The organism is Pusillimonas sp. DMV24BSW_D, assembly GCF_011388195.1.
Lineage (GTDB): Bacteria > Pseudomonadota > Gammaproteobacteria > Burkholderiales > Burkholderiaceae_B > Neopusillimonas > Neopusillimonas aestuarii.
Genome location: NZ_CP049990.1, coordinates 2,364,407 through 2,390,849 on the forward strand (window position 1 = coordinate 2,364,407; position 26,443 = coordinate 2,390,849).

At 52.2% G+C, this 26,443-nt stretch carries 28 protein-coding genes and 1 pseudogene; 13 read left to right on the forward strand and 16 right to left on the reverse strand.

Annotated elements, in window-relative coordinates:
- Window positions 1-169 precede the first annotated feature (169 nt).
- Together G9Q38_RS11495 and G9Q38_RS11500 are read left to right on the forward strand one after the other, a co-directional pair.
- Window positions 170-2,563 (forward strand): phosphoketolase family protein, encoded by a 2,394-nt coding sequence (locus G9Q38_RS11495; protein ID WP_166131056.1) that lies wholly within the window; start codon window positions 170-172, stop codon window positions 2,561-2,563.
- Window positions 2,542-3,723 carry an MFS transporter gene (locus G9Q38_RS11500; RefSeq protein ID WP_166131058.1) on the forward strand — a complete coding sequence of 394 codons (1,182 nt, stop codon included), beginning with the start codon at window positions 2,542-2,544 and terminating at the stop codon, window positions 3,721-3,723. The genes G9Q38_RS11495 and G9Q38_RS11500 overlap by 22 nt, the downstream gene beginning before the upstream one ends.
- Here the strand turns inward: G9Q38_RS11500 and G9Q38_RS11505 are convergent.
- The 6 genes and pseudogenes from G9Q38_RS11505 to cueR all read right to left on the reverse strand — a co-directional run.
- Window positions 3,699-5,966, reverse strand: a pseudogene (locus tag G9Q38_RS11505) (heavy metal translocating P-type ATPase); the annotation flags it as partial. The gene G9Q38_RS11500 and the pseudogene G9Q38_RS11505 overlap by 25 nt on opposite strands.
- A gap of 60 nt (window positions 5,967-6,026) precedes the next feature.
- Window positions 6,027-6,161, reverse strand: coding sequence for a DUF2474 domain-containing protein (locus G9Q38_RS11510; RefSeq protein WP_119442697.1), 135 nt, complete (start codon window positions 6,159-6,161; stop codon window positions 6,027-6,029).
- Between the two features lie 25 nt (window positions 6,162-6,186).
- A complete protein-coding gene (gene cydB, locus G9Q38_RS11515) occupies window positions 6,187-7,194 on the reverse strand; it encodes a cytochrome d ubiquinol oxidase subunit II (protein WP_166131064.1) in 1,008 nt (335 codons plus the stop codon).
- Window positions 7,194-8,624, reverse strand: a complete 1,431-nt coding sequence (locus tag G9Q38_RS11520; protein ID WP_166131066.1) for a cytochrome ubiquinol oxidase subunit I — start codon at window positions 8,622-8,624, stop codon at window positions 7,194-7,196. Before G9Q38_RS11520 ends, cydB begins: the two co-directional genes overlap by 1 nt.
- Window positions 8,625-8,669: 45 nt before the next feature.
- The gene (locus G9Q38_RS11525) at window positions 8,670-9,653 is read right to left on the reverse strand and encodes a glutathione S-transferase family protein (protein ID WP_166131069.1); all 984 of its coding nucleotides are present in this window, start codon (window positions 9,651-9,653) and stop codon (window positions 8,670-8,672) included.
- Between the two features lie 11 nt (window positions 9,654-9,664).
- Window positions 9,665-10,072 (reverse strand): Cu(I)-responsive transcriptional regulator, encoded by a 408-nt coding sequence (cueR, locus tag G9Q38_RS11530; protein WP_166131072.1) that lies wholly within the window; start codon window positions 10,070-10,072, stop codon window positions 9,665-9,667.
- A 91-nt stretch (window positions 10,073-10,163) separates the two neighbouring features.
- On the opposite strand from cueR, the gene G9Q38_RS11535 reads away from it, so the two are divergent.
- From G9Q38_RS11535 to G9Q38_RS11545, 3 genes are read left to right on the forward strand one after another with little or no spacing between them, the layout of a single operon-like run.
- Window positions 10,164-10,361, forward strand: coding sequence for a heavy-metal-associated domain-containing protein (locus tag G9Q38_RS11535; protein ID WP_228276125.1), 198 nt, complete (start codon window positions 10,164-10,166; stop codon window positions 10,359-10,361).
- A 14-nt stretch (window positions 10,362-10,375) separates the two neighbouring features.
- On the forward strand, window positions 10,376-11,077 hold the full coding sequence (locus tag G9Q38_RS11540) for a glutathione binding-like protein (RefSeq protein WP_166131078.1): 702 nt from the start codon (window positions 10,376-10,378) through the stop codon (window positions 11,075-11,077).
- An 11-nt stretch (window positions 11,078-11,088) separates the two neighbouring features.
- On the forward strand, window positions 11,089-11,895 hold the full coding sequence (locus G9Q38_RS11545) for an RsiV family protein (protein ID WP_166131081.1): 807 nt from the start codon (window positions 11,089-11,091) through the stop codon (window positions 11,893-11,895).
- On the opposite strand, the gene G9Q38_RS11550 is transcribed toward G9Q38_RS11545, so the two are convergent.
- The 5 genes from G9Q38_RS11550 to G9Q38_RS11570 form a co-directional block, all read right to left on the reverse strand.
- Entirely contained in the window at window positions 11,892-12,479 is a 588-nt protein-coding gene (locus tag G9Q38_RS11550) for an IMPACT family protein (RefSeq protein ID WP_166131084.1), read from the reverse strand. The two genes, G9Q38_RS11545 and G9Q38_RS11550, sit on opposite strands and share 4 nt — an antisense overlap.
- A gap of 5 nt (window positions 12,480-12,484) precedes the next feature.
- Window positions 12,485-14,086 (reverse strand): ABC-F family ATPase, encoded by a 1,602-nt coding sequence (locus G9Q38_RS11555; protein ID WP_166131086.1) that lies wholly within the window; start codon window positions 14,084-14,086, stop codon window positions 12,485-12,487.
- Between the two features lie 96 nt (window positions 14,087-14,182).
- Window positions 14,183-15,091: an LD-carboxypeptidase gene (locus tag G9Q38_RS11560; protein WP_166131089.1), complete on the reverse strand. Its 909-nt coding sequence runs from the start codon at window positions 15,089-15,091 to the stop codon at window positions 14,183-14,185.
- Window positions 15,092-15,096: 5 nt separating this feature from the next.
- On the reverse strand, window positions 15,097-15,618 hold the full coding sequence (tadA, locus tag G9Q38_RS11565) for a tRNA adenosine(34) deaminase TadA (protein WP_166131091.1): 522 nt from the start codon (window positions 15,616-15,618) through the stop codon (window positions 15,097-15,099).
- 12 nt (window positions 15,619-15,630) lie between these two features.
- Window positions 15,631-16,479: an HAD family hydrolase gene (locus G9Q38_RS11570; protein WP_166131094.1), complete on the reverse strand. Its 849-nt coding sequence runs from the start codon at window positions 16,477-16,479 to the stop codon at window positions 15,631-15,633.
- A gap of 95 nt (window positions 16,480-16,574) precedes the next feature.
- Here G9Q38_RS11570 and G9Q38_RS11575 point away from each other — a divergent pair, with 95 nt between their 5' ends.
- Window positions 16,575-17,405, forward strand: a complete 831-nt coding sequence (locus tag G9Q38_RS11575; RefSeq protein WP_166131097.1) for a universal stress protein — start codon at window positions 16,575-16,577, stop codon at window positions 17,403-17,405.
- Between the two features lie 4 nt (window positions 17,406-17,409).
- Here G9Q38_RS11575 and G9Q38_RS11580 read toward each other — a convergent pair whose 3' ends face one another.
- Window positions 17,410-18,897, reverse strand: a complete 1,488-nt coding sequence (locus G9Q38_RS11580; RefSeq protein WP_205962292.1) for an NAD(P)H-hydrate dehydratase — start codon at window positions 18,895-18,897, stop codon at window positions 17,410-17,412.
- Window positions 18,898-18,935: 38 nt separating this feature from the next.
- Between G9Q38_RS11580 and G9Q38_RS11585 the strand changes: the two genes are divergently transcribed.
- Window positions 18,936-19,862 carry an ABC transporter ATP-binding protein gene (locus tag G9Q38_RS11585; RefSeq protein WP_166131100.1) on the forward strand — a complete coding sequence of 309 codons (927 nt, stop codon included), beginning with the start codon at window positions 18,936-18,938 and terminating at the stop codon, window positions 19,860-19,862.
- The gene (locus tag G9Q38_RS11590; RefSeq protein ID WP_166131102.1) at window positions 19,859-20,620 is read left to right on the forward strand and encodes an ABC transporter permease; all 762 of its coding nucleotides are present in this window, start codon (window positions 19,859-19,861) and stop codon (window positions 20,618-20,620) included. Before G9Q38_RS11585 ends, G9Q38_RS11590 begins: the two co-directional genes overlap by 4 nt.
- 3 nt (window positions 20,621-20,623) lie before the next feature.
- Here the strand turns inward: G9Q38_RS11590 and G9Q38_RS11595 are convergent, their stop codons facing one another.
- From G9Q38_RS11595 to G9Q38_RS11605, 3 genes are read right to left on the reverse strand one after another with little or no spacing between them, the layout of a single operon-like run.
- The gene (locus G9Q38_RS11595) at window positions 20,624-21,106 is read right to left on the reverse strand and encodes a YajQ family cyclic di-GMP-binding protein (protein ID WP_166131105.1); all 483 of its coding nucleotides are present in this window, start codon (window positions 21,104-21,106) and stop codon (window positions 20,624-20,626) included.
- Between the two features lie 42 nt (window positions 21,107-21,148).
- Complete coding sequence (locus G9Q38_RS11600; protein WP_166131107.1) at window positions 21,149-21,880, reverse strand: LrgB family protein; 732 nt, start codon at window positions 21,878-21,880, stop codon at window positions 21,149-21,151.
- Between the two features lie 2 nt (window positions 21,881-21,882).
- Window positions 21,883-22,236 carry a CidA/LrgA family protein gene (locus tag G9Q38_RS11605; protein WP_370523857.1) on the reverse strand — a complete coding sequence of 118 codons (354 nt, stop codon included), beginning with the start codon at window positions 22,234-22,236 and terminating at the stop codon, window positions 21,883-21,885.
- Between the two features lie 69 nt (window positions 22,237-22,305).
- On the opposite strand from G9Q38_RS11605, the gene G9Q38_RS11610 reads away from it, so the two are divergent.
- From G9Q38_RS11610 to G9Q38_RS11625, 4 genes are all read left to right on the forward strand, one after another.
- A complete protein-coding gene (locus G9Q38_RS11610; protein ID WP_166131110.1) occupies window positions 22,306-23,523 on the forward strand; it encodes an MFS transporter in 1,218 nt (405 codons plus the stop codon).
- Window positions 23,524-23,609: 86 nt separating this feature from the next.
- Window positions 23,610-23,972: a hypothetical protein gene (locus G9Q38_RS11615; protein ID WP_205962293.1), complete on the forward strand. Its 363-nt coding sequence runs from the start codon at window positions 23,610-23,612 to the stop codon at window positions 23,970-23,972.
- A gap of 160 nt (window positions 23,973-24,132) precedes the next feature.
- A complete protein-coding gene (locus G9Q38_RS11620) occupies window positions 24,133-24,558 on the forward strand; it encodes a cupin domain-containing protein (RefSeq protein WP_205962294.1) in 426 nt (141 codons plus the stop codon).
- A gap of 138 nt (window positions 24,559-24,696) precedes the next feature.
- Window positions 24,697-25,563: a lysophospholipid acyltransferase family protein gene (locus tag G9Q38_RS11625; protein ID WP_166131113.1), complete on the forward strand. Its 867-nt coding sequence runs from the start codon at window positions 24,697-24,699 to the stop codon at window positions 25,561-25,563.
- Here G9Q38_RS11625 and G9Q38_RS11630 read toward each other — a convergent pair.
- On the reverse strand, window positions 25,505-26,050 hold the full coding sequence (locus G9Q38_RS11630) for a DinB family protein (protein WP_166131116.1): 546 nt from the start codon (window positions 26,048-26,050) through the stop codon (window positions 25,505-25,507). The genes G9Q38_RS11625 and G9Q38_RS11630 overlap by 59 nt on opposite strands.
- Before the next feature lie 65 nt (window positions 26,051-26,115).
- On the opposite strand from G9Q38_RS11630, the gene G9Q38_RS11635 reads away from it, so the two are divergent.
- Entirely contained in the window at window positions 26,116-26,439 is a 324-nt protein-coding gene (locus G9Q38_RS11635; protein WP_166131119.1) for a YnfA family protein, read from the forward strand.
- The last annotated feature ends 4 nt before the right edge of the window (window positions 26,440-26,443 follow it).

Here is a 26,443-nt window from a genome sequence, read left to right on the forward strand (position 1 = left end):
TGGGCAAGTAATTAAAACTATGTATGCAAAAGTAAAAATCAGTTTCAAATATCATAAAGAAATGTGAATATGATGGCAATACTGTGTAACCCGACATCTGTTATGGGTACACCCTTTTTCCCGCACTTTAATTCATAAGGGGACAGTCATGGGCGACCCGGAAAATTCCATGGCAAACGCAAAAGTACACCATAACACCCTTGCACCAGGCGAAATTCGCCGAATAGACGCCTTTTGGCGCGCTTGCAATTATCTTTGCGCGGGAATGATCTACTTACGGGATAACCCTTTACTGCAAGAACCGTTGCAACCGAACCACATAAAAAAACGATTATTGGGTCATTGGGGTTCCAGCCCCGGACAAACTTTTATTTGGGCGCACCTGAACAGAGTTATTCAACTAAATCAACTCAATATGATTTATCTGTCGGGCCCGGGGCATGGTGCACCGGCGGTGCTTGCGAATGCCTACCTCGAGGGGAGCTTTAGTGCCATTCACCCCGAGGTGTCGCTTGACGCATGCGGCATGTTGGAACTCTTCCGTATGTTTTCGTTTCCGGGGAAGTTAGGCAGCCATTGCACGCCGGAAATTCCGGGGTCCATTCATGAGGGCGGAGAGTTGGGCTATGTGCTGTCGCATGCCTTTGGCGCAGCGTTTGATAACCCCGATCTTATCGTTACAGCAGTGGTTGGCGATGGTGAGGCGGAAACCGGGCCGCTTGCCACGGCCTGGCACAGCAATAAGTTTCTGAATCCTACCCGCGACGGCGCCGTTCTGCCTATTTTGCACTTGAATGGGTACAAAATCGCCAATCCAACCATTCTTGCTCGTATCGGTAACGATGAGCTTACCCATTTAATGAAGGGGTACGGCTGGACTCCGTTCTTTGTTGAGGGTGACGACCCCGCTGAAATGCATAAAAAAATGGCCGGCGTGCTAGACCAATGCGTTGCAACGATAAGAAAAATTCAACATCAAGCAAAAGCAACAAACTCCTCGCAACGCGCGATATGGCCAATGATTGTCCTGCGCACGCCAAAAGGATGGACGGGCCCCGACGCGTTCAATCATCATCAAATTGAAGGTACATGGCGTTCGCATCAAGTGCCACTGGCCGATGTGCGCCAAGACCCTGTTCAGCTAAAACTGCTCGAAGACTGGATGCGAAGTTATGATCCCGCCTCATTGTTCGATAGTAACGGGGCTTTGTTACCAGCGCTGCAAGAAGCAATGCCCCCGCCCGCCCTGCGCATGAGTGCAAACATGCATGCCAATGGCGGGCGATTACGGATGCCACTATTTATGCCGGACTTTAAGGAATATGGCGTTACAGTCGATCGCCCCGCCGCCGTGCGCGTTTCACCTACCGCCGTTTTGGCCGCTTTCTTGCGCGACATCATGCAACGTAACCCTAATAATTTTCGCTTGTTCAGCCCGGATGAAAATGCATCGAATAAACTTGATAGGGTTTATGAAGTAAGCGGGAAAACGTGGCTGGCGGATCGATATGCTTCAGATGACGATGGGGGCCATTTGAGCGCCGACGGTCGTGTTATGGAGATGCTCAGTGAACACACTTTGGAAGGCTGGCTCGAAGGCTATCTGTTAACCGGGCGGCACGGCCTGTTCAACACCTATGAAGCCTTCGCCCATATTGTTGACTCCATGGTCAGTCAGCAAGCGAAGTGGTTGGATAAATCGCGTTTGGAAGCACGCTGGCGCGCACCCATTTCTTCGTTGAACATCCTTTTGTCGTCACTGGTGTGGCGCCAGGATCATAACGGTTTTACTCATCAAGACCCCGGTTTCCTCGACGTGATCAGTAATAAAAGCGGTGATGTTACGCGAATTTACCTGCCGCCCGACGCCAACTGCCTGCTAAGTGTGGCAGATCACTGCCTGCGCAGCGTGAACTACGTTAACGTCATTGTGGCCGACAAGCAGCCCCATTTGTCTTACTTAGATATTGAAGAGGCGGCCACGCATTGTGCCAAAGGCATTGGCATCTGGTCGTGGGCAAGCAGCGACGAAGGCCGGGAACCTGACGTCGTCATTGCCTGTGCGGGGGATATTGTGACTGCCGAGGCGTTGGCTGCGGTCGCATTGCTGCGAACTCATGTTCCCGATCTGAGAATCAGATTTGTGAATGTGGTCGATTTATATCGCTTGCTCCCCGACACCGATCATCCGCATGGCATAACTCATTCAGACTTCGATGCGCTTTTTACACGCGACAAGCCGGTTGTTTTCAGTTTTCACGGCTATCCCTGGTTAATTCATCGTTTCATTTATCGCCGACATAATCATGCCAATTTCCACGTGCGTGGCTATCGTGAAAAAGGCAACATTAATACGCCGCTGGAGTTGGCTATCATGAATCAGATAGACCGCTACCATCTGGCTATGGATGTACTGAACTACGTACCACGTTTGCAGAATCGGACTTCACACTTTAAAGAGTGGCTTAAAGGGTGCTTGATTGATAGCGTAAACTACGCGCACACAGAAGGGACGGATCGGCCCGAAATATCAGGCTGGACATGGCCGGAGCGCAAAGTTTGAGTACATTTTTGGTTTGGCTGATGGCGACCGCCATTGGGGGAGCGGTAGCCAGTAATTATTATGCCCAACCCCTGCTTGATTCAATTGCAACGGAATATGGTGTCTCGTATGGTGCGGTTGGCATTATCGTTACCGTCGCGCAAATTGGTTACGGTATCGGTTTGCTATTGCTGGTTCCATTAGGCGATAAATTCGAAAAACGCAACCTTATTTGCATCATGACCCTGATTTCAGCGTCGGGGTTGCTCATTAGCGGCGTGTCACCCTCTTTACCATTTCTTTTATTGGGTACGGGTATCACCGCTCTTTTTTCCGTTGTCACCCAGTTACTGATTCCTTTTGGTGCTCAGTTGGCACGCCCCGAAATGCGTGGCCGTATCGTCGGGGTACTCATGAGTGGCCTGTTAATGGGCATTCTGCTAGGGCGCAGTGTCTCGGGCGGCTTATCTGCGTTTGGAAGCTGGAGAATTGTTTATTTTGTTGCTGCAGTATTCATGAGCCTGATTGCGTTGCTGCTGTGGAAATTATTGCCGCAACATCGCAACGAGAAGCGGGTTTCGTATGCCGAACTATTACTATCGGTGGCGCGACTTTTCGCCCAAGAGCCGGTTTTGCGGTCTCGTTCCGTGATGGGCGCATTGTCGTTTGGTTTGTTTGCCTTGTTTTGGACACCACTTTCTTTCCTGCTAAGCGCCCCACCCTACGAATATTCCAACGCCGTTATTGGTTTATTTGGTTTAACCGGCGCGGCCGGCGCAATTTCGGCGGGCTGGGCAGGCCGCCTGGCCGATAAAGGAAGGTCGAATTTAGCTGTTATCCTGGGTTTGGTCATTATGCTGGGCTCATGGATTCCCCTTGGTTTTTCTCCTGTCTCCGTTATTGCGTTAGTTGTCGGTGTTATTTTTCTTGATTTTGCCGTGCAGTTGGTACATGTAAGCAATATGAACACAATTATTAAATTGCACCCTGAACAACGCAGCCGACTGAACGCCGGCTATATGACGGCTTACTTCGTCGGTGGGGCAAGCGGTTCGTTCATCGCCGCGCATATTTATGAAGATTACGGCTGGTTGGGCATCACCTTAACCGGATTCGGCCTATCGCTATTAGCGCTAACGCTTGGCCTGAACGGTCTTCATCGGGAAAAGCGCAGCGCCTGAAAACGGCGCAAGCGTAACGCATTCGACACCACAAATACGCTCGACAAAGCCATTGCGCCTGCTGCAAATACAGGGGAAAGCAAGATACCATAGGCCGGGTACAATACCCCCGCCGCCACGGGCACCAACGCAGCGTTATAGACAAAAGCCCAGAATAAGTTTTGCCGGATATTACGCATCGTGGCCTTGGAAAGTGCGATGGCATCGGGTACACCCATTAAATCGCCCGACATCAATACGACATCGGCTGCTTCCATGGCAACATCTGTGCCGGTCCCAATAGCAATCCCAACCTGCGCCTGGGCCAAGGCCGGTGCGTCGTTAATGCCGTCGCCAACGAACGCTACTGAACCATACTGCTCAAAAAGACAGCTAACAGCGTGAACCTTGCCGTCGGGTAAAACTTCCGCCACCACCTCGTCAATACTCAACTGGCGGGCAATTGCCTCAGCCGTGCGCTGGTTGTCGCCGGTAATCATGGCAACTTTCAACCCTAGCTGATGTAAAGCCGCAATGGCTTGCACAGTGTTCTCTTTCAAAGGATCGGCAACGGCGATAATGGCCGCCAAACGGCCATCTATTGAGGCATACATGGGTGTTTTACCCTCATTACCCAGTTTTTGCGCCGTCTCATTGAAAATGCTCACATCCAGTCCAAGCTTCTGCATGAAGCGATCGGCACCCACCGCCACCGTCATACCATTAGCTTGTGCCTGAACGCCATAGCCCGTCACAGATTCAAACTCCGTTAAATCGGGCAAGGACAATGACTTGTTCTTTGCCGCAGTGACAATGGCCTGCGCAATCGGGTGCTCTGAGCGCGACTCAACTGCGGCTACAAGGGCCAACACATTTTCTTCGTTGAACTCATCTGCCACTACCAGGTCTGTTAAAACAGGTTTTCCTTGGGTTAGCGTGCCGGTTTTATCCACCGCCACAACTTTCACGTCACGCAGTAGTTGCAATGCTTCGCCTTTACGAAACAACACACCAATTTGGGCGCCGCGCCCCGTTCCCACCATAATCGAGGTTGGTGTGGCCAGACCCATTGCACACGGACAGGCAATAATTAGAACCGCTACTGCATTCACCACAGCAAACGTAAGCGCCGGGCTGGGTCCCCAAATAAACCAGATAACAAAAGTGAGCATGGCAACGCCCATGACGACGGGCACAAACCATAAAGTAACGCGATCAACCAGCGCCTGAATGGGCAATTTTGCACCTTGCGCCTGCTGCACCATATGAATAATTTGTGCCAGTACGGTGTCTTTTCCAACGCTAACAGCCTTTACCCGCAATGCGCCGGTCTGGTTCACCGTCCCCCCAACAACCTGAGTGTCGATGGATTTTTCAACCGGTACGGGCTCCCCGCTAATCATAGACTCGTCAACAAAGCTATGCCCATCCATTACTTTCCCATCAACTGGAATACGTTCACCCGGGCGAATTTCCAGAGTGTCTCCCACCTGGACCTGCTCAATCGGCAAATCGAGAAGGGTTCCGTCGCGCACAACCCTTGCGGTTTTGGCTTGCAAGCCCATTAAGTGCCGAATCGCCTGGGAGGTGTTGCCTTTTGCACGAGCTTCAAGAAAGCGTCCAAGCAAAATCAGCGTAACAATGACCGCCGCCGCTTCGAAATAAACGTTCACCGTTCCATCGGGTAACAGCGCCGGCATAAATGTGGCCACCACGGAATAAAGATAGGCTGCGGCCGTACCAACAGCCACCAATGAATTCATATCGGGCGCGGCCTTAAGCAAAGCCGGCACGCCTAATAAATAGAAATTACGGCCCGGCCCCACCAATACGGCGGTTGTAAGCGCAAACTGAAGGAACCAACTATTTTGCGTGCCGATAGTATTTGCGACCCAGTGGTGAAACGCCGGCACCAAATGTGCCCCCATTTCCAGAATGAATACCGGCAAGGTGAGCAATAGTGCAACCCACAGTTGCAGGCGCAAGTGCGCCACTTCCGCCTGCTGCCGATCAGCCAAATGATCGTCCCCTCCTTCCGACACGACCGAGGCCTGATAGCCCGCTTTTTGAATAGCCTGAATGGCTTGCTGAACCAATGACGCATCGGTTACGTCGATTTCGGCCCGTTCCGTTGCCAAATTAACATTCGCCTGTTCGACCCCGGGTAGTTTTTTCAGGACACGTTCAACACGACCCACGCAGGAAGCACAGGTCATGCCCTGCACCGACAAGCTGATATGACTGGATTTCATGAGAAACCTCGCAACAAACCAATAGAAGAGATTTGACCAGAATAAACCTTCCCATTGTGGCAAGGTCAAGCGTCAGGTTGTCATACCGATACTGCTCATAATCCAACGCAGAACTAAAGCGAAAACCGTTAACGCCGCAACCCCGCCGAACCACAACGCCACCAGCCACCCCAACCTTTTAAGCCATGGTTTACGCGCGTCTGACATCTTTATTCATTCCGGACTGATAACGTTAGTGATAACCATCGCCTGGCCTTACTTTGCCCCGAAAAACATAATACGACCAAGCGGTATACATAAGAATAAGTGGAATAATAAGCAACGCTCCCACAAGCGCAAAACCTTGGCTTTGCGGTGGCGCGGCCGCATCCCAAATGGTGATGTCAGGCGGGATGATGTACGGCCAAACGCTGATACCCAGACCGCTATAACCCAGAAACACAAGGCACAAGGTGAGCAGAAAAGGCCCCGCATGAGGCTGTTGCCCCAGTTGCCGCCAAGTAGCCCACGTCGCCAGCAAAACCAGAACCGGAACCGGCATGAAGTAAAACAGGTTGGGTACAGCGAACCATCGATCGGCGATTTCGGGATGGCTAAGCGGTGTCCAAAGGCTGATTAAGCCAATGACCGCCAACACGGTAAGCAAGAGTGGCCGCGCAATGCGAATCATGTTTTCCTGCAACTTGCCGTCTGTTTTGAAAATCAGCCAGGTGCATCCCAGCAGTGCATAGGCAATGACCAGGCCGATTCCCGTAAACACACTAAAAGGTTTCAACCACTCAAGCGCACCACCGGAATACGTGCGCTCAACCACATGAACACCATCGATAAAACCACCCAGCGTGACCCCTTGAAAAAAAGCCGCGCATATTGACCCGGCAATAAAGCCTTTGTCCCACCAGTGCCTTCTTCTTTCGGATGCCTTGAATCGGAACTCAAACGCCACACCACGAAAAACCAGCCCTAAAAGCATGAATATCAGTGGCAACATGAAGGCATCAAGAATAACTGAATACGCCAGCGGAAACGCAGCCAGCAAGCCCGCCCCGCCCAAAACCAGCCAGGTTTCGTTGCCGTCCCAAACCGGCGCCACGGTATTCATCATGACATCGCGATCGGTTTTGTCTGGGAAAAATGGAAACAAGATGCCGATACCGAGATCGAAACCATCAAGCACCACATACATGAAAACGCCAAACAGAATAATAATGGCCCACAACAAAGGTAAGTCGATACCCATTACTGGTCTCCGAAATGTGTGGAACGGTCATGCATCGCCGCCGATATTGGGCGCCGTGCGGTGGCAACCGGTTCGCCCGGCGACCCGGCGTCAGACGGCTCAGGTTTGGGTTCGTAGGGCTGCGGCCCTTTTGCAATGAGCTTTAACATGTACACAATGCCCGCGCCGAACACGAAAAAATACACCACCACAAAAAGCGCCAGCGTCACGCCAAGTTCAATAGCGCCGTGAGGTGATACCGCGTCGGCCGTTCTCATGACGTTATAAACAACCCATGGCTGACGCCCTGTTTCTGTCGTGAACCAACCCGCAAGAATGGCAATCAACCCGGCCGGCCCCATGACAAGAGCGGCCTTATGCAAACGGGGTGACTCGTACAGGCGCCCTCTCCATCGCGCCCAGTTCGCCCACACCGCCAAGGCGATCATCAGCAGCCCCAGGCCGACCATTACCCGAAAGGACCAGAACACAATCGGCACGAAAGGACGGTCTTCAGGAGGAAACTCTTTAAGGCTTTTGAACTGACCTTCCCATGAGTGAGTAAGAATCAAACTCCCCAGGTGTGGGATCTCGAGAGCGAAACGATTGCGTTCTTCCTCCATATCGGGCCAGCCGAACACAACCAGCGGCACGCCTTCACCCGGGGTGTTCTCCCAATGCCCTTCAATAGCGGCCAGCTTGGCCGGCTGGTGTTCAAGCGTATTTAAGCCATGTTGATCACCCACCAGTGCCTGGATGGGCGCCACCAGCAAAAGCATGCCCATGGCCATGGAAAACATTTTCTTTACCGCCGCCGATTTGTTGCCTTTCAGAAAGTGCCAGGCTGCCGAGGCACCAACAAACAAGGCAGTTGCAAGAAACGCGGCTAGCACCATGTGCGTGAGGCGATAGGGAAATGAAGGGTTGAAAATGACCGCCAGCCAGTCGACGGGAATGACCCGGCCATCAACAATTTCATAACCGGCCGGCGTTTGCATCCAGCTGTTGGAAGCAAGGATCCAGGTTGAGGAAATTAAGGTGCCCAGCGCCACCATAATAGTGGAGAAAAAATGCAGGCCAGGCCCGACGCGGTTCCAGCCGAACAGCATGACACCCAGGAACCCGGCTTCCAGGAAGAAAGCCGTAAGCACCTCGTAAGCCAGCAACGGGCCGGTAATACTTCCGGCAAAGTCGGAGAAAAAGCTCCAGTTTGTGCCGAACTGATACGCCATGACCAGGCCCGACACGACACCCATCCCGAAATTAACCGAGAAGATTTTGATCCAGAAGTGATAGAGATCGCGATACAGCGGGTTGCGGGTTTTCAGCCACAACCCTTCCAATACCGCCAAATAGCTGGCCAGGCCAATGGTAATGGCGGGAAAGATAATGTGAAAAGATATCGTGAAAGCAAATTGAATCCGGGCCAGCAATAAAGCATCGATATCCATTTCACACTCCAGGTTCCATCAAATAACGGGCTTTACTTTAACCCATTACACCGAGGGCGGTTCGCGATGATGCGGCGCCGTGAAGTCGATGTCCGGCCCTTTGGGAACCACGCCGGTGGGATTAACGGTGGCGTGACTCTGGTAATAATGGTTTTTTATATGTTTGAAATCAACTGTTTCGGCAACCCCGGGCCACTGATAAAGCTCTCGCGTAAAGCCCCACAAATTGGGCATATCGACGATACGCTTCAAATTACATTTGAAATGTCCGTGGTAAACAGGGTCGAAACGCACCAGTGTGGTAAACAACCGCCAGTCGGCTTCGGTGATGCGATCACCCGTTAAATAACGCTGTCTCGACAAACGCAGCTCAAGCGACTCAAGCGCATCGAACAATTCCGTGACAGCCTCTTCGTAGGCATCCTGAGTGGTAGCAAAACCCGAACGATACACACCATTGTTCACACTGTTGTATACCAACTCGTTTACCGCATTGATTTCCTGGTGCAACTCAACTGGATAGTAATCCCCTTCGTTTGCCCCAATATCATCGAATGCTGAATTGAACATACGGATGATTTCAGAGGACTCATTGCTGACAATAACTTTCCTTTCTTTATCCCAAAGAATGGGAATGGTGACCCGTCCGGTATAGTCGGGCTGCGTCAACGTATATAACTGATGCACGTAATCGCAATGATTAACCGTATCCGGCACAACGCCCTCACCCGGTTCGAACGACCAACCCTGGCGCCCCATGAAAAAGTGCACAATCGAGACGTCGATCATGTTTTCCAGGCCCTTGAGCTTGCGGAAGATCAGCGTGCGATGCGCCCAAGGGCACGCCAGCGAGACATATAAATGGTAACGCCCGGGTTCGGCTTTGAAGCCGCCCTCACCTGTTGGACCAGCAGCGCCGTCGGCGGTTACCCAATTGCGAAACTGCGCCTCAGTGCGAATAAACCGCCCGCCGGTTTTCTTGGTGTCATACCAATCGTCGTGCCACTTACCATCAACTAGTAAACCCATTTTTTCTCCTGTTATTGCTTAATTTGTGCAGGCGGCTGTGCCAAATCTTCAAGAATGGGACATTCGGGTGAGCCGTCTCCGCCGCAACATTGGGCCAGCCGCTCCAACTCGTTGCGAATGGAAACCAAACGCGCGATGTCAGTGTCTAATTCCTGAATATACCCCTGCGCCAGTGCTTTTACGTCTTCGCTGCGACGATTGCGGTTACGCCAGAGCTCAAGTAGTGTTTGAATCCGCTCAAGCGAGAACCCCAAATCACGTGCCCGGCGAATAAAAATAAGTGTCTGAACATCAGTGGGGCCGTACAGCCGGTACCCCGAATCAGACCGGTCGGGGGGTTGAAGCAAACCTACTTGCTCATAGTAGCGAATCATTTTGGCACTGATGCCCGATTGCTTTGCCGCCGCGCCGATGTTCATTGCTTGACCTTCCCACCGTGGGAACGATTAGATTAAAGTATGCTAATGCTAACAAATGCCTTCGGGCAACGCTGTAAAGGAGTTTAAAAGCATGCAATTTAATGTTCAGGACATGACCTGCGGCCATTGTGTCGCCGCCATCACTCAAGCTGTGGAAAACGCCTTTCCACAGGCTAAGGTATCGATTAACCTGGAGCAGCATCGGGTGGTTGTCGACAATGTCGACGACACCGCTGCAGTTCGGAAAATTATTGAAGAGGAAGGCTATACGCCGATTCCTGCCGAATAATTGAAGGGATAGATATGATTGATTTGTACTACTGGACCACCCCTAACGGGCACAAAATCACACTTTTCCTTGAAGAAACCGGCTTGGAATATAAACTGATCCCTATCAATATCGGTAAAGGCGATCAATTCAAACCCGAATTTTTGAGCATTGCACCGAATAATCGCATTCCGGCCATTGTCGACCAAGCGCCTGCCGATGGGGGCAACCCTATTTCCATCTTCGAGTCGGGTGCAATTTTGCAGTATTTGGCCGAAAAAACCGGCCGGTTTTTGCCTGCCGATTTACGGGGTCGCACTGAAACGGTGCAATGGCTTCATTGGCAAATGGGTGGCTTGGGCCCGATGGCGGGACAGAATCATCATTTCAATCAATATGCGCCGGAAAAAATCGCGTATGCCATTGATCGCTATGTACGTGAAACTGCGCGTTTATATGGTGTATTGAACAAACGGCTGGCAGATCGAGAGTTCATTGCCGGGGACGAGTACACCATTGCGGATATGGCCAGTTACCCGTGGATTGTTTCTCACCCCAAACAGCAACAGAATCTTGATGACTTTCCCAACCTTAAACGTTGGTTCAACAACATTGCCGAACGGCCGGCAACCAAACGTGCTTATGCACGCGCTGCCGAAGTGAACAGTCAACCCACGGTACATGACGAAGAGGCACGCAAGCTACTGTTCGGCCAAGGTGCTCATACCGTCAAATAAAGTTGCAGCTTATGAAAGGTTTTTTCTCTCGAATTCATCCGACGTCTGCCATTCTGGCCTGCGTCATGCTGGCAGGTTGTGCCTCGTCGCCTTCGAACATCTCTTTAATTCCGGCCGACAAGGTGGCCTCGCAAACGGAAAAGGAAGGTTTGTTCACGCAACCGGTTGAGTGGGAAAAAGCCCGGCCGGGTTGCGAAGGTGAGTGTCCGACAATAACGGTTAAATCCCTGGTTTTTCCAGGGGTACCCGTGTTAACAGACTTGGTTGACCACGCCCTGGCCATGATGACGGGGGTGAACGCAGAACGCGCGCCCGGCTATACCACCATTGCAGGGTTCGAGTCTTATTTCTGGCAAACAGCCGGTCCGCGCGACGAGGTGATTCTGAATGCCAATACCCGTTACCGGAACCGCCATCTGACTGTGATTGAACTGGATAGCTGGCAATACTTAACCGGCGCCGCACATGGCATTGCGGCTACGCAATTTTTAAACTGGGATAATGCCGGCCGGAAAGTACTGGGCATTCGCAATGTATTACAGCCAAATCAATACGAAGCGTATGTTGAGGCGCTACGTCGGGCGCATCAGCGCTGGCTGGGAACTCAGCCCGCAGCACGCGAAAACCCTGCTGAATATAACCGTTTATGGCCGTTTCAACCCAGCGACAACTACGCCTTTACTGATACCGGTTTAGTCGTCAAATACGATTCTTATGCCATTGCGCCCTATTCATCCGGGCAGCCCGAGTTGCTTATTCCATACAGTGAACTACGCGGTGTTTTACGCCCGGAATTTATACCGGCTGGAACGGCTTAAGAAAGGTTATGGATTTTGCCCTTGCCTTTTGTCCAGTCGGTGAATTGGGTGCAAAAGTCGTCGCATTGCGCCTCAGGCACACGCAATTGCCAAACAACGCCGTGAGCGTCAAATTGCTCAGACTCTATATGCGCGCTGAACTGCCCCAATCGCCCTCGAATCAGGGCCATATCGGAAAAAGGGCACCAACAAGACAACGTGCGGGTTGGCACCCAGAGTGTTTTGACCGCCAGCCTTAAGCACTGCCCTGCTGCACCACCATAAGCCCGCGCCAAGCCCCCCGTGCCCAATTTAATGCCGCCAAACCAACGTACGACCAAAACAACAACATAATCAATTTCATGGCCTTCGATGGCTTGTAAAATAGGGCGTCCTGCGGTACCGCCCGGCTCACCATCATCATGAAAGCGATAATTTTGCCCGATGCGCCAAGCCCAGCAATGATGATTCGCGTCGGGATAAATATGTTGCGCAATAAAGCTTTGGGCTGCCTCGGTATCATTTACCGGCGCGGCAAAAGCCAGAAACCGGCTTTTGCGTACCTCCTCTTCAAATGAGTGAGCCTGGGTCAGGACAAACGTCACCCGTGTTACTCCTCGATACCCCGCACGCTCAGGAAGTCATCGTAATTGCCTGCGTAATCCATTACGTCGCCGTCGGCTTGGATTTCCCAGATACGCGTGGCCAGGCCCGACACAAACTGCCGATCGTGCGAAACGAAAATAAGCGTACCTTTATATAGCTCCAATGCATACTGCAGAGATTCGATCGACTCCATATCCAGGTGATTGGTGGGCTCGTCGAGCAGCAATACATTGTGGCGTCCCAACATCAGACGGCCGAATGTCATGCGATTCTTTTCACCCCCCGACAACACTTTTACCGGTTTTACGATGTCGTCGGCCGAAAACAGCAAACGCCCCAGCACGGAACGAATGGCTTGGTCGTCATCGCCGGGCTCGCGGTAGTCTGTCATCCAGTCGAACACTTTTTTGTCAGTCTGAAACTGGTCTGATACGTCTTGGGCCATATAGCCACGGTCGGCGTTTTCCGACCATTTGATACTGCCCTGATCAGGTGCGAGGTCATCGGCAAGCATGCGTAGCAGCGTTGTCTTACCCACCCCGTTCGCCCCAATAATGGCGATTTTTTCACCAGCCTCCACCATGGCGGAAAAGGACTTAATGACCGGATGGTCGTATGTTTTGCTAACCCGCTCGGCGGTGACGGCCAAACGATGCATCACCTTCTTTTGTTCGAAACGAATATACGGGTTCTGACGCGACGAAGGCTTGACTTCGATGGTATCAGCCTTGATTCGATCGATTTGCTTCAGACGCGAAGTGGCCTGCCGTGACTTGGATTTATTGGCGGCAAAACGGCGTACAAAGTCTTGCAATTCCGCTACGCGTTCCTTGGCTTTAGCGTTCGCCGCTACGGTACGTTCGCGGGCCTGAGCCGACGCCAACATGTAATCATCGTAATTACCCGGATACACTCGCAACTCGCCGTAATCAAGGTCGGCCATGTGAGAACACACCGCATTCAGAAAATGGCGGTCGTGGCTGATGATGATCATAGTGCTTTGATAACCATTCAGCACATTTTCCAACCAGCGAATCGTATTGATGTCCAGGTTATTGGTGGGCTCGTCGAGCAATAACACGTCGGGGTTGGAAAACAACGCTTGGGCCAACAAAACCCGCAATTTCCAGCCAGGCGCGATTTCGCGCATAGGCAGGTTATGTTGCTCAACTGGAATTTCCAGCCCCAGCAATAGTTCTCCGGCGCGGGCCTCTGCGGTATAGCCGTCATATTCGGCGAATTTGGCTTCCAGCTCAGCCGCGCGCATGTAATCATCTTCAGTGGCGTCGGGGTTGGCATAAATGGCATCGCGCTCACTCATGACGCGCCACATTTCCACGTGGCCCATCAACACCACGTCGAGCACGCGACTGTCTTCAAAGGCGAATTGATCCTGGCGCAGTTTCCCAAGCCGGGTGCCCGGCTCCAACGACACATTGCCCGATGACGGCTCCAGGTCGCCGCCCAGAATTTTCATAAGCGTGGACTTGCCCGAACCATTGGCACCAATCAAGCCATAACGGTTGCCCTCACCAAACTTGGCGTTGACGTTTTCAAATAAAGGCTTGGGGCCAAACTGAATTGTTAAATTAGCGGTGGTAATCACAGAAAATACCGGCTCTATAAAAAAATAGGCGCTACTTTTCAAAGCAGCGCACAAAAGGGTGAATGACGTTAACCCATTAGTTTAACAAGTTCCGTTTTAATGTTCTTCCAACACCAAATAAGCCATGCCGTCTTCAGTGGCAATGCCCACTTTACGCCCCACCGGCAGCGTTGCTTTTACCGCGACGTGGCCATATGGCAATCCGGTAACGACAGGTACTTTGACGGTTTTTCGTAACCAGGTCACTACCGAAGGCAAATCGAAACCGTTATCCAAGGGGCCCAGTTTGTAATCGGTAAATTGCCCTAGCACAATGGCCTTTTGACGCGCCAGAATTCCCGCCTGCCACAGTTGCGCCAACATACGCTCGACACGATAAGGATGTTCGGCAACGTCCTCAAGAAATAAAATACCGCCTTTAATCTTGGGCATGAATGGGGTGCCCACCAGCGAAGCCACCATGGCCAAATTACCGCCCCATAAAACGCCGCGCGCGTCTACCGCGTCAGTATCAGGCGCTTCAAAACTCAGAATTTCCAGCTCACGGCTTAACGCCTCAGTGAACAAGGCGGATGTTAAGTCGTTTATGTTTTTTCCGCCGAAATCATGAAATGCCATGGGGCCGGAAAAACTGGTCGCACCGGTTTTTGCCAAAAGCGCCAGATTAAACAAGGTGAAATCACTTAAACCCACAAAAGTTTTGCCGCTATCGGCTACAGCACGCCAATCGATTGCCGGAAGGATTCGACTTAACCCATAACCGCCCCGGGTTGCCATGACGACGGGTTGTTTTTGTTTTATCGCGCGGTTAATGGCGGCCAATCGCTGCGTGTCGGTGCCGGCGAAACGCTCGTGTGCCGCCAAGGCGGTGCGATCGACGGCTGTGCGGAACCCCATTGACTTCAAATGTGCCCGAGCACGATCCAGCGCCTCAGCATTCGGCACTACCCCGGACGGGGAAAACAAGTAAATGCCCTTGGGCGCGACTTCATGATGGTGACCCATACTGCTTACCTCTTCAGTTGTTCACGCTGCGCACGAGCCTGGGCCCGTCTGTCGCGAAAGAAATCGGATAATAACGCACCACACGCGTCAGCCATGACACCTCCCCGCACCTGGGTATGATGATTCAACTGCCTAAAAGTAGAAATATCCAGCACGCTGCCGCATGCTCCCGTTTTGGGGTCGGATGCACCAAAAATCACCTCGGCCACCCTGGCATGCATTAAAGCGCCCATGCACATAACACACGGTTCAAGCGTTACATATACACGCAGCCCCGGCAAACGGTAGTTTTCCTGTTCCTTTGCAGCCTCGCGCAAGGCGACGATTTCGGCGTGGGCAGTGGGGTCGTGGTCAATAATGGTGCGGTTATGCCCTGCTCCCAACACACGACCTTGCTCATCTAGCACCACCGCCCCAACGGGAATTTCGCCCAGTTCAATCGCCCGTTTGGCCTGATCGAGCGCCAGTGCCATCGCAGCCGCGTCGCGAGTGGTTAGAGCAGTTTCATGCGATTCAGGTTCAATCATGCGGATATTGCCTTAGCCGACATAAATACGCGACTGCAGGGCGATGCGGCCGGCCAGGCTTTCAACCGCCTCTTCCAGCCATTGATACAGCTCGGCATCTTCGTCGTAACGCGCCTGATTCAGGTTCGAGACCCGCCCTTCCTGAATAAACCCCCAGGCCCTGCTGCGTTTCTCGCGGTGGGCGCGGTCCCACACCCCGAACGCTACGCCACCGGCCTGGCGTACAAGTGAGAAACACGGCACATCAGTGTAGCCGTCGCCGATGAAAATCATTTGTTGAAAAGGCACGCGTAGTTTCTCGGACTCTACCTTGCGATTAACCTCGAAAGGTTTATTACGCGATGAAGCGCCAATAATACCTTTCTGAATATGAAACAAGTAACGTGTTTTATCGGTAAAACTAACCACCCGGCGGGGAAAATCGATTCCGCCATCGGCGCCATATTTGAATTCCGACGCCCAAATATCGGTAAATTCGTTCGCAATGGACGTATGACGCACGACATCACCTATACCACTGGAAATCAGATAGAACTCCAACTGTACTTGCGGATGATCTTTACGGACATGCCGGCGCAAGCGATCGAACAGGGTTTCCACCCCTTGATGCAAAGGCAGTCGGGCACCCCACTCCTGCAACCGCTCCCGGGTAATTAAGCCGTACTCACGCGAGCGCGAAAGCGCAATCATTTCATGTAGATATGCGGGAATCGGATCCCAATCGTGCTCATTTAGTAACGGCCCCACTTTTTCAGACCAGAATTGCCCGGCATCGACACCGATATCGTTTAAAAACCCGGTGGTGCTGTCCGGGGCAAGAGTGTCGTCGAAATCGAACACGAGGGCAATGACATCGGACATATCGGCTCTTTAAGAATATCTTGCGTTAAATCAAATAGTCGGCTTGGTGATCTTACTAGAATGAAAGAGACACCATACGTTATTAGGGGAAAATCATGCTGGGACGCATTGCTATTGATCTTACCAAAGATGGAAATCACACACGTCGACTAGACACGACCCTGCGTTTGGCCAAAACACATGAAGCCGAAGTCGTAGGGGTGTACCCTCGCCCCGAATCCACGGAGTATTTGCGCGGCGGCAATTTAATGCCGCCCGAGGTTTCAAGCATGGTGAGCAGCCATTTGGCTGAAGAACGCATGCAGATGCATGAGCTATTCCAGAAGCGTACCCAAGAAGTCGGCGTCAAAGCCACCTGGCGTGAGCCGCAAGGGTTCGCTGAAGAGGTACTGGCGATTCACGCCCGCTATTGTGATTTACTGGTCATGAGCCAAAGTGAAAAACAAACCTCTTCAATGCGTTCCAGCCCCGCCGAAACAGTTATTACCACCGCCGGACGCCCTGTACTCATGGTGCCGTTTATTGGTGAAATCAACCCAATCGGCAAACGCATCTTGTTTTGCTGGGACAGAGGCCGGCGCGCAGCCAGGGCTTTGGCCGACGCGGGTCCGATTCTGCGACAAGCCAAAGATTTGGTTGTTCTTACCATTGACGAAAACCGCGAATTGGCCAAAAAACAAGATCTGCACGATGATGATTTCAATGCTTATTGTGCTTCACGCGGCTATCCGCAACCCAAATTCATCAGGCAAATCAGTAATCACATTAACATCGGAACAATTATCCTGAACGGCGCAACCGACCAAGGCTGCGATATGGTCGTAATGGGCGCTTACAACCGCAGCCGCACACGCGAGTGGGTATTAGGTGGCACGTCGAAAACACTGCTCGACTCCATGACCGTACCTATCTTGTTTTCCCATTAAATGGTTAGCCCAAGGACATCCGCCGCAGTACTTTCAGCGCTGCAGGAATTAAATGGATTAAATCATCGGCAACAAGACCGGGACCATGCTGACGGGCGGCTTCGCCGTGTAACCAGCATGCAGCACACGCGGCATTAAACGGGGGCATTCCCTGGGCCATGAGGCCGGCAATCATGCCGGCCAAGACATCGCCCGCGCCGCCTGTGGCCAGATCAGGCGGCGCATTTGTATTCACAATCGCCCGGCCGTTTGGGTGCGCTATGACGGTATCGGGGCCTTTCAACAGCACCACGGCACCCGACGTACGAGCCGCCGTACGCGCTCGCTCAAGCTTGCTGCCGCTTACATTGAAGACCCGAGCAAACTCCCCCTCGTGGGGTGTCAGTACGCTCTGTTCTGATAAGGCGCGGAACAATCGCTCAGGCTGTGCGCTAAAGCTGCTGATTGCGTCTGCATCGAGCACGCAGGCGCGCTGGGTGGCCAAAATTCGCAAAGTTTGATTCCGCGTGGTTTCACCGACCCCCAAACCTGGCCCAACGACGAGCACGTTTTTTCGCGTATCCGCCAATAGCGACTCAAATGAATGGTCATCACAGAAACCTTCCACCATAATGCTTTCCAGCGCGGTAGCGTAAACCGGCCACGCCGGTTCGGGGGCAGCCAGAGTAACCAAACCTGAACCAACTCTTGCCGCAGCGCGAGCCGCTAAACGTGCTGCGCCGGTCATGCGATTGCCACCCACCACCAGCGCGTGTCCCCGGCTGTACTTATGGCCTGTTAATTGCGGCCAGGGAAACGTCGCAGACCAAACGTCCGGATTATTTTCAGCTGTATGGCCGGCCAAACCGGGCAACACGGTATCGGGGATGCCGATTTGCGCCACAATTGTCGGGCCGCACAAAGCGCGCCCAGGAAACAGGACATGACCCGGCTTTTTGCGAAAAAAGGTAATCGTTAACTGCGCCTGAAGTGCAGCACCTAAAACGGCGCCGTCTTCGCCATTTACCCCACTGGGCAAATCCACCGCGCAAACAGGAATGTTCGAGTCATTCAGTGCCTGGATAAATGCCGCGGCATCGCCGCTTGGGGGCCGAGCCAGGCCGGCCCCAAACAAAGCGTCAATCACCAACCCTTCGCGAACGGTGTCGAGCAATGCAGGTGACAACTTAACAACGGGTTGCCTCCATAAGGCAGCATGATGGGCCGCATCGCTTTGTTCTGAGGGCATACGACCTTCAAGCGACGCTACGGTAACGGGCCACCCCCAATCGGCCAGGTAACGCGCGGCCACATAGCCGTCTCCGCCGTTGTTACCCGGCCCACATGCCACCAAAACCGGGCGTCGCGACCAACGACGGACAATTTCCCGTGCCACCGCGCGACCCGCATTATCCATTAATGTGGCACCAGGCACCCCGCCTGCCATCGCTGCCTGATCGGCCCGCCCCATTTCCTGAGGCGTAAGAAGCGCCGTTGAAAACATGTTGATCATGGTAGAGTTAAACTCGCTGAACAAGACTTTATGATGCCATGAGTTCCGTTATATCGATACGCAATGTTTCGAAAACCTATGCGTCCGGTCACCGGGCCCTGAACAATATCAACCTGGATATCCAGCGCGGTGAAATTTTTGCGTTATTGGGTCCGAACGGCGCGGGCAAAACCACTTTAATCAGCATGATTTGCGGCTTGGTGAATTTGGACGAAGGTGAAATTGTCGTCGATGGCCACGATATCAAGAAAAAATTCCGTGCTGCGCGAAGCCAAATCGGCCTGGTGCCGCAAGAACTCACCGCCGAGGCATTTGAAAAAGTCTGGAATACGGTCAGTTATAGCCGGGGGCTATTCGGCAAAAGAGCCAACCCGGCGCATATCGAAAAAACATTGAAAGACTTATCGCTATGGGAAAAGCGCAACAGCCGGTTACTGACCTTGTCCGGTGGCATGAAGCGGCGTGTACTCATTGCCAAGGCCCTGTCGCACGAGCCCCCTATTCTGTTTCTGGATGAACCCACCGCCGGTGTTGATGTCACGCTGCGCAAAGGCATGTGGGATATCGTACGCAAACTGCGCGATACTGGCGTCACAATTATTCTCACCACACATTACATTGAAGAGGCCGAAGAAATGGCCGACCGGATAGGGGTCATTCGCCAGGGCGAACTAATTCTAGTGGAAGAAAAAGCGCGGCTGATGCGTTCGTTGGGCAAAAAAGAACTTACCTTGCAATTGGCCCAACCTTTGCATGAATTGCCGGCCACATTGGCCAATACCGGTTTAAAACTGTCCTCTGACGGTCGACGTTTAATGTATGCCTACCGCACTCAGGAAAGTGACCAGCATATTGCCGACCTGCTTCACCAGGTTCACCAGGCAAAGGTCGTTTATACCGACCTTCACACACGGCAAAGTTCACTTGAGGACATCTTCGTTGACTTGGTACAGGAGCCGCAATGAACTGGTTGGCGATACGGGCGATTTACCTTTTTGAAATGAACCGCATCCGGCGTAACTTATCGCAGAGTGTGCTGGCACCTATTATCTCAACGGTGCTGTATTTCGTAGTATTTGGCGCCGCCATTGGCAATCGTATTACAGAAATGGATGGGATTAGCTATGGCGCGTTTATTGTGCCCGGCCTGGTGATGTTAACGGTCCTAACCCAAAGTATTTCCAACGCCTCGTTTGCCATCTACTTCCCGCGCTTTACCGGCACCATATACGAGTTATTGTCGGCGCCGGTGTCGTACGCTGAAATTTTGCTGGGCTATGTGGGTGCCGCTGCCACCAAGTCGTTGGTATTGGCCACCATTATCATGATAACGGCCACATTTTTCGTACCAATGAACATCCAACACCCCGTGTGGATGATTGTATTTTTGGTGCTAACCGCACTAACCTTCAGCCTGTTCGGTTTTATTATCGGAGTATGGGCCGATAGTTTTGAAAGCCTGCAAATCGTTCCGTTACTTATTGTGACACCGCTCGCTTTTCTAGGAGGCAGCTTTTATTCCATTCATATGCTGCCCCCTTTTTGGCACACTGTGTCGCTATTCAACCCGGTGGTGTATTTGGTTAGCGGATTTCGCTGGAGTTTCTATGGCTCGGCCGATGTCTCACCCGGCGTGAGCCTGGGCATGACATTTGTGATGTTGCTGATTTGCCTGGGCATCGTGGCCTGGATATTCAAAACCGGTTATCGGTTGCGCAATTAAACTTTAATCACGAAAATTGTTGAACTGCAGGGGTAAGTCGACGTCTTGCTGACGCAGCAAGGCCATTACGGATTGAAGGTCATCGCGCTTTTTACCGCTGATGCGAAGTTTGTCACCGTTTATTTGGCTTTCCACTTTTATTTTGCTGCCTTTAATGGCCGCGATCAACTTCTTGGCAGTAGCCTGCTCAATACCCTGACGCACGGTAATTTTTTGCCGCGCACCCGCCACGTTTTCCGCCACGTCGCCCAACTCCAGGCAACGCACATCAATGCTGCGCGCCGACATACGACCACGCAGGATGTCGAGCATCTGTTTAAGCTGAAATGCGCTTGGCGCGGCCATGGTTACAACATATTCCTCCAGCTCAAACGTGGCGTTCGACCCTTTAAAGTCAAAACGAGTCACCAATTCTCGATTGGCTTGATCAACCGCGTTCGACAATTCATGTTTATCGACTTCGGAAACAACGTCAAAAGATGGCATGGCGAATTTTTCCCCTATTTCTGTACCAAAAGATCTGATTGATTAAAACGTGAATAAACCTAATGCCGCAAGCACAAACGGCACCACCACCGCCGTGGCTACCCCGTTCAGGCTGAGCCCCAAGGCCGAAAACGCACCCGTGGTTTCATCTACCTGAAAAGCACGCCCTGTGCCGATTGCATGCGCGCTTAACCCCATAGCAAAACCATGCGCCACCGGGTCGGTAATTTTCATGAAACGCAACAAGCCGCCTGTGAGAATTGCACCTGAAATACCTGTAATAGCACATGCCACTGTGGTTAATGATGCAATTCCACCGGTTAGATCGGCAACCTCCATGGCAATCGGCATGGTGGCGGATTTCGGCGCTAACGACAATAATGTATCGGTGGTTGCGCCAAAAACCCAGGCAATGCCCAAAGCGGAAAGAATCGCAGTGAAACACCCCACCAGCAGCGCCACACTAATCGGCTTCCACATTTGCCGCAAACGGGGTAATTGTGTATATAGGGGCACCGCAAGCGCCACCGTTGCCGGTCCGATCAGAAAATACAGAAAGCGGGTGGCCTGTTCATATTCTGCGTACGGTGTGCCTGTTGCCATAAGAATGCCCACCACCACAATAACGGCCGTGAGTACGGGCAACAACAATGGATGATTGTTGAAATGATCATAAATACGAAAGGCAGCCAGATAAACCACCAGCGTAACCGTAATCCACACTACCGGCGACGCAATCAGTTCAGGCCACGGAGCAAGAAACCAATTTTGCATGGCTAACCCTTTTGAGTGCGCTTAAGCACCCAACAAAACGTAGCGGCCGTTACCGCCACAGTAATAGCCGTTCCGACGGTACACGCCAACACAAAGGGCAACCACTCTTGTTCCAAACGTTCAAAATGCAACGTAACGCCGGCTACCGCAGGAATAAAAAGAAACATTAAATGGGGCAACACATGATCGGCAGTTTGACGCAAGCCGGTTGGCAAGCGCCCCAACACCACCAAGGCCAAAAAAAGTAAAAGTAACCCAACCAGCGCGCCCGGCACCGGCAAGCTCACAACACGTACAATCCATTCTCCGGCCAACTGCATCACAAGCAACGCGGCGACCGCATATAGCACCGGCATAACTCACCTGTTTCACGTAAGTCTGCTGTCAGGGTCCCGGCGGTACAATTTCAGGCTTTACACACCCAAATGCCAGGCAGACAAGCAGTGCCCTCCGACGACACCTCATTCAGCTTAAAGAAAATTTCGGTTGCCGCCTTCGGCCCTTCGTTATTGTTTGGTATTGGCGAAGGTGCCATCTACCCCGTTATCGCACTCAGCGCCCGCGACCTGGGCGCTTCAGTTGCACTTTCGGGCATTATTGTTGCACTGATTGGCATCGGTTCGCTACTGAATAATATCCCCGCCGCCATTCTAACCGCCCGCTTCGGCGAACGTCGGGCCATGGTGGGTGCAGCAATTGTCGCCATCATCGCCTTGATTATTTGCTTATTGGCACCGAATCCCTTCACTTTGGGCGTAGGAATCTTATTGGTAGGCATGACCCGCGCCGTCTTTCTGTTGGCGCGCCAAACCTATTTAACGGAAGCGGTGCCCATTGCCATGCGGGCACGAGCCTTATCCACTCTGGGTGGCGTAACGCGCATCGGCATGTTCATCGGCCCTTTCGCCGGCGCCGGGTTAATGCATTTTATGGATCTGCAGGGGGCTTACGTTGTTGCCATTGTCACTTTTGTCTTTATGGCGGCGCTGGCATTCGCCATTCCCGATTTACCGCAACACGCACCCCACGAACAAGCCGATAGCGGGCCCTCTACGCAGGGTTTGCGACACATCGCCCGTACGCATTTCAAAACATACTTAACGTTGGGTGTAGGTTGTTTGCTGGTTGCAGCCGTTCGGTCAAGCCGCCAGGTCATCATCCCCTTGTGGGCGGCGAACATTGGCATCGATGCCGCCACGACCTCATTGGTTTACGGCCTGATGGGGGCCATCGACATGTTGCTTTTCTATCCTGCGGGTAAGCTGATGGATCATAAAGGGCGAGCGGCCGTGGCCATTCCCTCCATGGTCATTATGGCCGTGTGCCTGGCAATGATGCCGCTTACCGCAAGCCTATGGACGTTTGTGATGATCACCATGGTGCTGGGTTTCGGGAACGGCATCTCATCAGGCTTGGTCATGACGGTTGGCGCCGACGCATCGCCAAAACAAGGTCGCACCCAGTTTCTGGGAATATGGCGCTTTATGGCCGACATCGGCAACAGTGGCGGGCCGCTTTTGCTGTCAGCGATTACAGCCGTGGCGTCGCTGGCCGGCGGTATGGTGGCCATCGGCGGCTTGGCCTTGATTTCAGCAGGTATTTTCTGGCGCTGGTTACCAGTTAAGCAAACTGACCCTCATTAATTGAGGCCTCTACATGTAATCCCCCATTTAAACCCCGGCATCAAGGCTGTTAGGGTGGGATGTCGATATATAAATAGGAGATCGTAATGAACATTCCTGAATGGATGAAACCAGCAGCCTGGGGCGGCGTCATTGGCGCTATTGCAATTACCATTATCGGCTTTAGTTCCGACTGGGTGGTTACAAGCGCGACGGCACAAGAAATGGCTCAGCAAAAAAAAGAGACGGCAATCATTGCTGCACTCACGCCGGTGTGTGTTGCAAACTTTAAGGCTCTGCCACAGCAACAAGAAACCATGGCACTTGCTTCTCTGGAAGAAGAGCGCACGTACCAAAGGGGGAATTACGTTGAGGAACAAGGTTGGGCAACCTTTCCCGGCAAAGAAAAACCCCATGACGACGTTGCCGACGCATGTGCACGTGAACTGATGAAACTCGCGGAGAAATAAAACTTCGCTCCGTAGAACAACACTTTTGTTAACTGCGCCCAACACATAGCAATGACAACTATCAGGGCCAGTTAACGCTTAGACACTTCGGAAAAGCATGCCATTGTCAAAACCTGTTTCCCGGTCTTAAGATACATGTAAATACGCAAGGGGAAGCAAAATGGCACTACACCACGCACAACCCGGAGAAATCGTTAATTTGGCTCCACTGGGCAAATACTTGCTTGAAGCTCGTTCGGTGGCGATTACAAAAAAGGCGGGGTTTGAAGCACTGCGGCTTATTATGCCGGCCCATTCCACCATCCCCCGGCACGCAGTACCCGGTAATGTCATGATTCATTGCCTGGAAGGCAGTATCGAGCTGTCGCTGTCCTCGTCCAACGTCACACTGAACGCGCATGACTGGGTTTATCTTGAGCACAGCGAGCCTCACAGCTTGAAAGCATTGCAAAACAGTGCTCTGCTACTTACTATTTTGTTTAATCCCGGCCCCAAGCTCAAACCCAGCCAACCTGCTCACGAATCGTTAGAGCGCTGGGAGGATGAGGGCGGCTCCGCAAACGCGTATCAACTCGGCCCACCTTAATCGAAAACGCTTCCAAGCGACATCAAAGAGGCTAAATTTGAAATAAGGCGAACTTATGTAGGTCAAACACAACTTCTTCTGTTACCGTGATACGTCAAACTATCAACAAGGGTCGCAGAAAGTGCGTAGCACAACATCATGAAGTACAAAGTTCGACCCTATTTGGCCTCGTTGGTCTTTGCCGGCGTAGCCGCCCTGCCGTTAACTCTCGTGCAACGTCTTGGCAAAGTATGCGGATGGATTCTGTTTATTGTGCCCGGCCGCTACAAGCGCCGGGCCAAAACGAATCTTGCACATGCATTCCCCAATTTACCGTCTGCCGCGCTAAAACAATCGTTACTGGCAGTGGGTCAGCTTTTTCTGGAAATGCCCTATTGGTGGGTACGACGAGACGATCAGGCGCTGAACAAGCAGGTTCACTACGATGATTGGCCGTTATTTGCGCAGGCGCTCGCGCGTGGTAACGGGGTAATTTTGTTATCACCGCACTGCGGGTGTTTTGAATTATTGGGGCCGGTTTATTCCAGCCACTACCCATCCACAGTTTTGTTTCGCCCGCCCCGCAAGGCATGGTTGCAAGACTGGGTTATCAAAATGCGTACCCGCAAACAGTTAACCATGGCGCCCGCAAACAAATCAGGCGTACGAACGGTTGTGAAAACCTTGCTGCGGGGGCACACAGTGGGTATTTTGCCCGACCAAGTCCCTGTTTCAGGTGAAGGTGTTTGGGCGCCGTTCTTCGGCAAACCTGCCTACACGATGACGCTTGTGCAACGACTACAGAAACTGACAGGCGCCACCATTTTCATTCTCGGTGCCGAGCGAAACCCTGTGGGTCAAGGCTACAAAATGCATGTGAAGGAAATGACGTCTCCCCTGCCCGATGACCCAACCGAAGCAGCCACTATCATTAATACTGAAATGGAAAATGTTATTCGTATGATGCCTACTCAGTATTTGTGGGGCTACAACCGATATCGCCAGCCGCGCGAGAAACCGGCATAAACAACAAATCGGTTATGCCGAAGTCAACGCCCGAGCGCGATAAAGCCGCCGTAATCTGGCCGCGATGATGCGTTTGATGATTGAAAAAATGCACCACGGTTCGGGCAAAGTCCATGTCTTTAGGCTGCTGATCGAGCAAGCTCACGTAATGCAACCGTTCCGGCAACGGGTTACCCTGCAACCCCAGCGCCCACTGTTCAATCTCCTTATCTGTTTCGCTCCGTGCCTGATGAAGCTCATTGAAATCAGTGAATAATTCGGCGCTTAAGCTTTTAGCCGCATAAGGTCGACCCACAAAACGTGCAAACCACATTTGATCGCACAACAATAAATGATTCAGGGTTCCATGAATCGATTTGAAGAACAAACCGGTATCGGCTTTACGTTGCTCATCGCTTAACGCTGAGCAGGCATCATATAAATTGTCGTTCATCCACTGGTTGTACTGCGCCATGGTCAATGCATAAGTATCAATACCGAATGCCATGCTGTCTCCTGTTAATCCGTTATGCTTGCACATTTATACATTCTATCGTTATCCGGGTCGTATTTATGCTGAAAACAACCGGCTTGTTTATTGTGACTGCCCTGGCGGAAATTATTGGGTGTTATCTACCGTATTTATGGCTGAAAAAGAGTGGACCAATTTGGTTGTTGATCCCCGCAGCGATTAGCCTGGCTTTCTTTGCCTGGCTACTCACGCTGCATCCGGCGGCAAGCGGGCGCATTTACGCGGCGTACGGCGGTGTATATGTCGCAACGGCATTGGTATGGCTTCGGGTAGTTGACGGCGTTCCCCTGACCACCACCGATTGGGTGGGTGCCACCGTAGCGCTGGCAGGAATGGGTATTATGGTGTCAGGCTGGGAAGGGTGAAAAT